8 protein-coding genes and 2 pseudogenes are annotated in these 9,205 nt (G+C 67.3%); 2 read left to right on the top strand and 8 right to left on the bottom strand.

What is annotated here, in order from left to right; translation table 11 throughout:
* Window positions 1–131: 131 nt before the first annotated feature.
* Window positions 132–605, bottom strand: coding sequence for a hypothetical protein (locus ACZ60T_RS33855; RefSeq protein ID WP_469669461.1), 474 nt, complete (start codon window positions 603–605; stop codon window positions 132–134).
* Between the two features lie 172 nt (window positions 606–777).
* Window positions 778–1,266, bottom strand: a complete 489-nt coding sequence (locus ACZ60T_RS33850; RefSeq protein WP_469669460.1) for a hypothetical protein — start codon at window positions 1,264–1,266, stop codon at window positions 778–780.
* Between the two features lie 182 nt (window positions 1,267–1,448).
* On the opposite strand from ACZ60T_RS33850, the gene ACZ60T_RS33845 reads away from it, so the two are divergent.
* Window positions 1,449–1,976 carry a hypothetical protein gene (locus ACZ60T_RS33845; RefSeq protein WP_469669459.1) on the top strand — a complete coding sequence of 176 codons (528 nt, stop codon included), beginning with the start codon at window positions 1,449–1,451 and terminating at the stop codon, window positions 1,974–1,976.
* On the opposite strand, the pseudogene ACZ60T_RS33840 reads toward ACZ60T_RS33845, so the two are convergent.
* Together ACZ60T_RS33840 and ACZ60T_RS33835 are read right to left on the bottom strand one after the other, a co-directional pair.
* A pseudogene (locus ACZ60T_RS33840) lies at window positions 1,966–2,145 on the bottom strand (GNAT family protein); the annotation flags it as partial. The gene ACZ60T_RS33845 and the pseudogene ACZ60T_RS33840 sit on opposite strands and share 11 nt — an antisense overlap.
* A gap of 135 nt (window positions 2,146–2,280) precedes the next feature.
* Window positions 2,281–3,090: an ExeA family protein gene (locus tag ACZ60T_RS33835; protein WP_469669458.1), complete on the bottom strand. Its 810-nt coding sequence runs from the start codon at window positions 3,088–3,090 to the stop codon at window positions 2,281–2,283.
* Window positions 3,091–3,412: 322 nt separating this feature from the next.
* On the opposite strand from ACZ60T_RS33835, the gene ACZ60T_RS33830 reads away from it, so the two are divergent.
* Window positions 3,413–3,808: a hypothetical protein gene (locus ACZ60T_RS33830; protein WP_469669457.1), complete on the top strand. Its 396-nt coding sequence runs from the start codon at window positions 3,413–3,415 to the stop codon at window positions 3,806–3,808.
* A 148-nt stretch (window positions 3,809–3,956) separates the two neighbouring features.
* Here ACZ60T_RS33830 and ACZ60T_RS33825 read toward each other — a convergent pair whose 3' ends face one another.
* From ACZ60T_RS33825 to ACZ60T_RS33810, 4 genes and pseudogenes are all read right to left on the bottom strand, one after another.
* Window positions 3,957–4,265: a hypothetical protein gene (locus ACZ60T_RS33825; protein WP_469669456.1), complete on the bottom strand. Its 309-nt coding sequence runs from the start codon at window positions 4,263–4,265 to the stop codon at window positions 3,957–3,959.
* 291 nt (window positions 4,266–4,556) lie between these two features.
* The gene (locus ACZ60T_RS33820; RefSeq protein WP_469669455.1) at window positions 4,557–4,856 is read right to left on the bottom strand and encodes a PadR family transcriptional regulator; all 300 of its coding nucleotides are present in this window, start codon (window positions 4,854–4,856) and stop codon (window positions 4,557–4,559) included.
* Between the two features lie 1,163 nt (window positions 4,857–6,019).
* A complete protein-coding gene (locus ACZ60T_RS33815; RefSeq protein ID WP_469669454.1) occupies window positions 6,020–8,764 on the bottom strand; it encodes a S1 family peptidase in 2,745 nt (914 codons plus the stop codon).
* Window positions 8,765–8,785: 21 nt separating this feature from the next.
* A pseudogene (locus tag ACZ60T_RS33810) lies at window positions 8,786–9,091 on the bottom strand (trypco2 family protein); the annotation flags it as partial.
* Window positions 9,092–9,205: the final 114 nt, after the last annotated feature.

Here is a 9,205-nt window from a genome sequence, read left to right as displayed (position 1 = left end):
TCCACGGCCGCGACTGACGTTCCCCCATGACCAGAGCAACGACCAGCCCAGCCGAAAGTCACATGATCAGCAACTTCTGTTAGGACCTCTTAGACACAGCAGGCCTGCGTCCAACAGGGGCCGGGGGGCCGTCAGTCCCACGAGTTGAAGAGTGTTGCGCCAAGGGTCTCCGGTCGCCAGTGCTTGATCTGACGCCATTCCGTCGCAGACAGAGCAGAGGTGTCCGACTCCGTCAGCGGCAACAGGAGCTGTGCTGCGCTCAATACGACAAAGCCGATGTCGGTGAGGACGGCGGCCCAAGTGGGAGGTTCCTGGAACTCGTCGGTGTACCAGTAGCGCCGGTCTCCGACGAAGGCGATCAGCGGGTAGTGAGCGTGGAACAGCGCGATGTGTGCGCCGTCCCGATCGCTGATCGTGGCGCTGTGGAAGTTCTGCGGGTACTCCTGTTCCGTGAAGTCCTCGACCTGCCCGCCCGCAGCCCGCGCCGCGGCATACCAGGCGGCACGGCATGTCTGGGGATCGGTACTCGGCAGGGGCGGGTCACCCCGGTCGCGGAACCCGGTTACACCCAGCTCCAAGCGGAAGGTGACCTGCGAGTCCTCCACGTTCACCCCTCCGAGCAGCCGTTCAACTTTGATGGCACAAACCTAGTGATCACCAACCTCCGTTGGCACAGGACATTCGCCAACGGTGTCGCGGAGCTGCCGGGGCCAGGGCGTTTCCGATCGTAGCCACGGCCGTATCCACCCGGGCGGCGACGCGTAGCCGCCCGGGGAGTCACCAGCGGCCGCGGGACCGTTCCGCACCGAGCTGTACCTCACGTCGGCATTCGCGACAGTCCGGCAAGCCGCTCACGCGCCGACCCTCCCCCTCCGCCCATCTGAAGCCGCACAGCGACAGGGACGCGTCCTCTGCGGAGTCGGTGGCGTGAGAGCCGTGGCCCGGCACGTTCCATGTGACCGTCGTGCCGCCCTCGTAGGGAGCGCCCTCCGGCCACTCGTACACGGCCTCGGTGGTCGTGCAGCGCATCCGGAGGTCGGGCCCTTCCCAGCGAGCGCCCCGCCGGGCCTCGGTCGCGGCGTCGACGGCGTCGGCCAGGCGCTCGAAGGACAGGTCGTAGTCCTCCATGTGGCGCCAGCTGCCCGGCTCCTGCTTCCGCATCAGCTCACGGAACTCCAGCAGCAGCCGCTCCAGGTCGTGCCGCCCGACCCGCAGGGTGTCGGTCGCGTCGTCGTACGCGTCGTCGGGGGTGATCTTCACGGGCATCGCACTGCTCCTTGTCCACGCACGCTGGTGGGCCCGAGTGTGCCGGGAACTCGCGGGCCGGGCGGCCGTATCCGCTGGTTGCCACCCCGGCGGCAACTCGTATCCACGCGCAGTAGTCACCCGTTGCCGCAGTGCCGGGTAGCGTGCCATGGACTGATCGGGTCCTGGGGTGGGGAGTGGCGATGCGGTTCGCACGGTTCGATGAGCACGGCCCGCTGACGACGATCGAGCTGGGAGCGCTGCGGTTGTTGAACGCGGCGTTCTTGACCGCTCGGTACGAGTTGCAGTCGGCGAGCGCGCTCTGGGACCGACTCCAAAGCGGCGGTGACGTGGCCGACATGCACGAGGCGAACACGACGTTCCCGTTCTACGGGCAGGCCGTCCAGGAGATCGCGAGCGGCGCGGCCGCGTACGAGCGGCACGTAGCGCTGACCGCCTGGCGGTACACGGCCGCGGCGGTCGTCCTGGGCGTCACCGTTCTGCAGCGCGTCGCGGAGGCGAAGCCGCCCCTGACGGCCAAGACGGTGGAGGAGCTGTGCCAGGAGCCGACCCTGGGCCACCTGCGCGAGGCGCTGTCGGTGCCGGTGGCCGACCTCCTGCCCGAGCGCCCGCACCACAGCGTCATCCCGAACGAACGCGAGGACACCGCGCGGCGCTGGGCCAAGGTGCGCGACGGTGTGGACGACGCGATGGACCTGTATCAGGGATGATCATCTTGATCCAGGCGGTGTCGGCCGCTGCTTCGAGGGCGTCTCGACGCACCTTGTCTTTCATGCCGTCAAGCGGCAGTGGTCCGCCGAGGTCGGTCATCATGACCGGGTCGCACCGCATCCGGACGTAGGCGTCGACGTCATCCGGTGTGACATTGCGCAACTGCACTGAGTCCTCCTTGCTGCGCCTGGGATGGTGACATGATCTCCGAGGTGCCGGTCACCAGCGGCCCTGATCCCGCTCGCATGGCTTGAATCGGTCCTCGCTGTGCGGGTGTTCCGTGACCTGCGGAGCTTGGACTGTTCAGTCGAGGACTTCGGTGACGGCGGACTGGGCGGCTTTGTCGTCGACGAGGGATTTGCCTGCGGCGAACGTGGCGACGAGGGCTTGAAGGCAGAGGTTGTTGACGGCGCGGGGGAAGCCGCGTGATGTGGTGTGGATGAGGGTGACGGCGTCGTCGGTGAACAGCTGGTCGCTTCGGCCGGCGAGGCCGAGGTGGTGCTTGATGTAGCTGCCGGTCTTGCTCGCGGTCATGCCGGGCATCGTGTAGCGCAGAGCGGTCCGCTGTTCGAGTGCGGCCAGGACTGCGAGTTTCATCGTTCTGCGCAGGGTGGGCTGGCCGACCAGCAGGCAGGACAGTGGCGAGTCCTGGTCCATGGCTGTGTTGGTCAGCATCCGGATCGCTTCGAGCTGTTCGTAGGACAGCAGGTGGGCTTCGTCCAGGACCAGCACGGGGGTGCGGCCGCGTTCTTCGCGTTCGGCGGCCAGGGCCAGGCCGGTCTGGGCGGTGAGGCGGGAGCCGAGGTGGGAGGGCTGCTGGCCGAAGGCGGTGACGATCGCTTCGTGGATGCCGCGGACTCCGATCATGGGGTTGGGCAGGTAGATCACGGTGTGTTTCGACGGGTCGATGCCGTGCAGGACGGTGCGGACGGAGACGGTTTTGCCGGCGCCGACCTCGCCGGTGACCACGCCGATGGACCGCTCCGAGATGCACCAGGTGATGCGGGCGACGGCTTCGTTGTGGGACGCGTGGCGATGCAGCATGCCGGGGGCGAGGTCGCGGCCGAAGGGCATGCGGCTGAATCCGTAGTGGGCCTGAAGTTTCTCAATCATGCTGGTTCTCCGTGCAGTTGGCGGTGGGGGTCATTGGCCGGGCAGGTCGGTGAGGTCGACGACCTGTGTCGGCGCGGGCTCGCCCAGGGCCGCGTAGTTGACCTTGTCTGCGAGTTCGGCGGTGTGGGCGGTGTCGATCAGGCCGAGGTAGTCGATCCCGGTCGTCGGACGGGGCTCCTCCGCCGGCGTCTCAGGCCGGGCCCGGGCTACCCCAGATGAGCCGTGGCCGGGCTGGGCGACCAGCCGGGAGGCTCAAGCCGCATACGGCAAGCACCTCGTCCGCATCGGCGAACTCGTCCCAGCCCTGCTGTACATGCACGCCATGGCCCGCACGGACCTATCGGCCGCGCATGCCGCCCGCAGCCAGGACCTCATCGACCTCCGGGTCAACGGCCTCGTCCTGGAGTGCCGGGACGACCTGCTGGAGACCGCCGCCGTCCTGGACGCGCTCGCCCTGTGCCACGGGCACGGCAACTACCTGCCGCGCCCCTACCAGGAGGACTCCCACAACCCGGTGCCCAGAGACGTGGAACTGCGCACCGACGCCTCCGACGTCGCCAGCGAACTGGTCCGCCACGACCACCAGCACGGCACTAGCACCACCGGTGACATCCCGACAGCCCTGGAGAACGGCTGCACCGACGCGGAGAGGGACGTTGTACGCGCCTACGCCCGCCGGGAGTGGATCACCTGGCAGGAGAGGTGGCCTGGCATCTGAGCACCACCTTTGAGGACTGCATCAAAGCCTGGTGGCGGTACGTGGTGACGCGGCATCCCAGTGGCCCGGAATCGTGGAATACGCCGTGGGGCTCCCCTTCCCCGTCTCGCAGACTTCCGACCGGGCGGCCCTGACAGTCGCCTATTCCTCAGGGCTTTGAGACCTCATGCTCGTCGATACCTGCAAGGACGATGTGACGGTGGATCACTCGAGCGGTGCCGTAGGCGGAGGCGTTGAGGTAGCTGCTGGCGCGCACCAGGTAACGGATGTCATGACCACGGGCGGCCCACAGGAGCATCTGAGAGGCTTCGACAGCTCGGTGCGCGGCGTCGACGAGCGCTCCGGAGGCGGGTTCGGCCTCCTGCTTGGTCATGGGGGAGTCCAGATAGGGCACGAGTACGTCATGTGTGGCAGGTCCGATGAGAGCGGTGATCTCCATCAGTTCGCGCACTTCCATCAACGTCTTCTCGAGGTCGGCGTAGACGTCGCGTCCCTTGGTGATTGCATCCCTCGCCGCGCATAGAAGGCAGCCTTCCTTGGTGCACTCGTGCTTGCCGCAGACCTAGCAGCCGTTCTGGTCGGGCAGGCCCAGATCGAGGAGAACGTCACCGAAGCCGCCTGGCCGAGGAGGCCCCCAAGATCGGAATTTCCGGCCATGCCCAGTCCGATGACGGCCACATCGCGACGATCTCGCCCGCGCCGATCATCAGTCAGCCCGCAGGAGGGCATGCGCCTCCGGGACGCTCATTCAGCTCTCTTCAACAACGGCCTTTTCGCCCTTGACATCCCCAAAGCGCCTCTTGTGATTCGCTTCCCGCACCTGCAGAGCATTGGCCACCTGATCGCGCTGCGCGTCCGTGAGCTCGTAGAAGCGGCGCGCAGGTCGACCGGGGTGCTCGGCGGTTTCGCTCCGGCCGGTGACCCAGCCATGTTGGGCGAGCCGGTCAAGGATGGGATAGACGGTTCCGGGGCCGAGCTCGGCCACTCGGCAGATCTCAAGTCCCCAGGCGAGCTCCCCCTTCTCCTTGGCTTTCAGCAGGGCGTTCATGACAGCGACTGTCGCCTGGGTGAGTCGGAAAGGTGGCATGCCTCCAGTGAACCACATATATCGAGTACGGAAGTCGTGATGCCTGCCCGATCTCTGCATGGAGGTGCGGGTCGGCTGAATGGCCAGCACCTCTGTACGCGTGCGCCACATCGAAACCGTGCCGCGCTGGTACCGCGGACAGGGACAGCGACATGGTTGTCGTCCTCGACGAGGCACAGCCTCACCTCGGCCCCCTCCGGCTCATCGGCCACGCGAGCGGCAGGGATACGCTCGGGCCGAACCGCAGACGGGAAGCGGCTTGACCGTGATCGACTCGTCGCAGCTTTCCAGGATCCCAGGCCAGTCCCCCTTCCTCTCTTGCGGCCAGCAGAACCTTCGGGGCGGCAATTGCCGCTTGGGTGAGTCGAAGGGGCGGCGGGTCTCAAGCGAAGGAGACATATATCGAGTACGGCAGTCGAAATGCCTACCCGGCACGCGGTCTGCCCGCAACTGCTGCGGCAGGTGTCCGATTGCTACCGGATCGTGATGCTCAGATCTCGCTCAAATGTGATGACGCTGACCGGAAGCCCTTCCTACTGTCAACAAAGCGCCGTCATGGGCGCATTGGGATCCCAACCCATCCATGCACCAAGGTCACGAGAGGAGTTGACTCGACGTGAGCTTCCACAAGCCTGGATCCCAGGCGCCGAGCGGTTATCGCAGGTGGGTCAAGGATGCTGCGCAGTGGGTCTATCGCCGTCGACACATTGTGGCACTCAACGCATTGCGTGGCGTCTCGTACGCGGCAGGGACCAGTTCGGTCGGACTGATCGCGGTGTGGCTCCAGGGCCGCCACTGACTGCAACCGTGACGGCGGGGGTTTGGCCACCGGCTAGACCCCCGCGTCGATGATGTGGCCTGGGGCCCTGTCGGTCTTCACCGTCCAGCGCTGGCCTCGCCGCTCGATGCCGACGAAGGTGGCGCCTGCATTCTTCGCCGCCTTGTACGCGGCGTTGAACGCCTGCGTGCCTGTGGCGTCGGGAATCTGGTCAGCGGGGCAAGGACTGTGACCTTGGTAGCGGAATCACGATCCCGCAGCTACACCGCAAGGCCCCAGGAGATCTTGGGCGTTCTGGCGGCTGCGACGGGAGGCCCTGGCGGGCGCGGTAGCGACGGTGGTGGTTCTACGTGTCGCCGGTGTACCGGATCTGGCCGAACCAGGCCCGGAAGGCGTACGTGAGGGCGAGCATCCCGGGCGAGAAGATGCCGGCCCACGCCAGACTCATCACGGCGGAATTGACGTCCACCCCGTGCAGGTCGTTGAACATCATCCCGAAGGCCACGGTCATGAGGAGGATCAGGGGCGGGGCGATCAGGATGGCGAAGGCGGCGGGCAACTGTCGGCAGCCGTAGAACGTGCCGATGAACAGGTGGGCGAAGATGATCAACGGGGGGAGGAGCCAGAAGGACGGCTCGCTCGAGTAGTCGGAGAAGTAGGCCACGCTGCCAGTCACAAGTGCTACGAAGGCAAGGTGCACGAGAGCGACGGCTGTGAGGACGGTCCGTGCGGCCCGGCTTGTGATCGTACGGACGCGCACGGTGGGTCGGGGTGCTGGGGCTTTTGTTGTGGGCGGGATGACGGGTGTGTCGTCAAGATCGCCTGGCTCGTGCGCTTTGTCGTCTTCCTCGTTCGGGTCGCAGGCAGACTCGTCGTTGCTTGGGTCGTCGACGTCATACAGGCCCTCGTCGGGCCCCGGCTGGTTTTCGGGATGTTGCTCTGGTGGCGCCCAGTCGGGGGAGTTGAAGAAGTCGTTGAGGCCGGTCTCGAGGTGGGTGAGGGATGTGCTGACCAGGTTGGCGGCCCAGGCGTAGAGGCCCGGGTCGGCGTCTGGTTGCTGTGCCTGCTCGGCGAGGGCGTCCTGCAGGCCGAGGAGCCATGGCCGGGCGATCTCCGTGTCGAGTGAGGCGGTGACGGTCCGGGCCGCCAGGGGCAGGAGTTTGTCGGGTGCGGCGGCTACCGCGCGGGCTGCGCCGACGGCGAGCGCGGGCTGGGTGGGGACGGCGCGGGCGAGGACGGTCAGGGCCCGGTGCTGTTGGTCTTCTTCGAGGTAGGGGTGGGGCAGTAGGCGTTCGATGAACTGCCCTCCGCTCTTCTCTTCGACTTCCGCCACAAGGGCGGCACCCAGCAGATCGGGGCCCATGGAGCCCCAGTGAGCTCCGTTCCCGGAGGGGTAGGCGGCGGTGAGGATGTCCTCGTACGCAGCCAGCAGACGCCCATCGTGCGGTGCGGCGCCGGTGAAGCCGCTGTGGTGCACCTCGAAGCCTGCGGTGACGGCGGCCTGTGCGCTGTTCAGTTTTTTGGCGCCGGTCACGGCCTGGACGGCAACGAGGGTGCGCATCAGCTTCTCGTCGAAGTACTCGCCGCGTGCTTCGACGATTCTGCGCCAGTAGCTCACCTCGTGGGCGATCAATACGTCCATGGGGTTCTCGTAGCGGGCGAAGTCGTCGTTGAGCGTGGCGAGGACGTCGGCGAGGGCGGCCATGTGCAGGGAGATCACCGTGTCGTCGGCCGGTTTGGCGGCCGCGGTAAACACGGTGCCTGCGGCGGGGCCGGTGTCCGGGCACAGAGGGGAGGCGGCCCAGTCGTCTCCGAGGCCGGCGTTCTGCAGTGCTTGGATCCGTTCGGTGAAGGCGCGCTTGGCGTCTTCGAAGGCGTGCTCGGCGCTGGTGTCGGCGAGCGCGTCGGCCGGATCGACGTCGAGGCTGGCGCCGGTGCTCATCACGCTGGTGCCCTGCCGGGCACGGCGCAGGGAAGGCCACCAGTTGTCACGGCCGCGGGCCAGGAGCAGGACGCGCACGGGCTGACTGCTGCGGGCCGCAAGGACGTCGAGGACCTGGTCGACCTGGTCGCGACGGGTCTCCGCGTAGTCGACGGCCAGGAGCAGCGGGTATTTGCTGGTGGCGAGCATGCGGTAGTGGGGTGGCTGCTGGAGCGGGAGGTCAGCAAGGAAGCCACCAGTCCACCCCCGGGCCACGGGGTCATCGGGGCGAGGCCGGCCCAGGCGGTGCACCAGTTCGGTCACCAGCCGCGTCTTGCCTACGCCGGCGATCCCGGTGACGGCGATGACATCTGTGGGGCGGCTCGTACGGCACCAGGCTTCGAGGGTGTCGAGCTGCGCGGTCATGCCGGTCAGCGGCACGACGGCCGAGCGCGCGTCGAGAAGGTAGGAGGTGGACAGCCGAGGGCCGGGAACGTCGTCGAGGAGGACGCTCAGGTCGGCGGGCTGCAGTTGGGGAGTCATGCCGGTCACGGCGGTGACCGTGTCGGTGAAGCCAGCCGAGGCGAACAGGCGGGCGGCGGGCATGAGGTGGAGCAGGCCACCCTGCCGGAAATCCGAAGCGAAGGTCGCCACCCCGACGAGCCTGTCGTTGCAGAACGCTCCGGCCCCGGACATACCCTGCCACAACTCTGCTGATTCCATCGACGTGTTGATCAGCTCGAAGCCGTAGTAGCCGCGCCGGGATCCGGTGGCTGGCTTGATGTTGCCGTCGACCGTCATGGGCTCGCCCACGAATACATCCGGGTCCGTGGGATGCGGCATCCGCATGGCCCGCGGGAAGCCGGTCATCGAGCACACGGGCCGCGCATCCGGATAGTCACAGGTCAGCTCGCCCCACCGGGCCACGGGTAGGCCGGCCCCCAGCACAGTGCGGTCCGTCTCCAGCAGGACAGTATCCAGCGCCGCATCCGACCACACAATCGTGGCCTCGGCAGTCCTGCCGACCTTGTCCCGGACGGTGACGGGCTGCCTGTCCCCACCCGGACACGCGACGTGGTAGGCGGTCAGGACCAGCCCCGGCGCGACCAAGGCGCCCGACCCGAACATCGGGACACGGAGGTTGACCACCTCGACGGTCCGCAGCTCCACCAGCCCGCCTCTCCCCCGGGCCTACATGCCAGCCGGGGGAGCGGGCACCGGGTCCAGGCCCCGTCCCTCCTCGCCGATGAGCACGCCACCACTCCCCGGGCCAGACTCGACCTGCAACGTGACGGTCATACGGTGCGTCGCCGTGCTCGCGCGTTCACCGCGGGCATCTGCGGAGACCACGAACGCTTTCACCCCGCCCCCGGCCGAGGCGGTCTGCCGCAGTTCGATGCCGAGTTCCAGCACGATGTCCTTGACCGCGAACCGGATCGAGGAGCCGTCCCCGTCCTGCTGCGCTGCAGCCAGTCCAGCGCGAACCGCCTTGATGGCTTCCGATAGCTCGGTGGGCTCTAAGAGGTCCTAACAGAAGTTGCTGATCATGTGACTTTCGGCTGGGCTGGTCGTTGCTCTGGTCATGGGGGAACGTCAGTCGCGGCCGTGGAT

The organism is Streptomyces sp. NPDC104371 (assembly GCF_055583785.1).
The sequence above is the reverse complement of the archived record's forward strand: the minus strand, read 5'-3'. Positions and strand labels throughout refer to the sequence as shown.